The organism is Citrobacter sp. Cpo045 (genome assembly GCF_030332875.1).
Lineage (GTDB): Bacteria > Pseudomonadota > Gammaproteobacteria > Enterobacterales > Enterobacteriaceae > Citrobacter > Citrobacter portucalensis.
Map to the genome: position 1 here is coordinate 1 of NZ_JAOWGZ010000025.1, position 299 is coordinate 299.

General features: G+C 57.2%; 1 protein-coding gene. It reads left to right on the forward strand.

Features of this window, described 5'->3' with window-relative positions:
• The coding region (locus OGY13_RS00190; protein WP_286637511.1) for a hypothetical protein at nt 1–299 on the forward strand (299 nt) is incomplete at both ends.

The window sequence follows — 299 nt, forward strand, 5'->3', positions numbered from 1 at the left end:
GATAAGCGTCGTGCATCGGGCAGTAAACGCCTTATCCGGTCTACAGGTTTCGCTGTTTACCGTAGGCCCGATAAGCGTCGTGCATCGGGCAGTAAACGCCTTATCCAGCCTACAGGCTTCGCTGTTTACCGTAGGCCCGATAAGCGTCGCGCATCGGGCAGTAAACGCCTTATCCGGTCTACAGGTTTCGCTGTTTGCCGTAGGCCCGATAAGCGTCGCGCATCGGGCAGTAAACGCCTTATCCGGTCTACAGGTTTCGCTGTTTACCGTAGGCCCGATAAGCGTCGCGCATCGGGCAC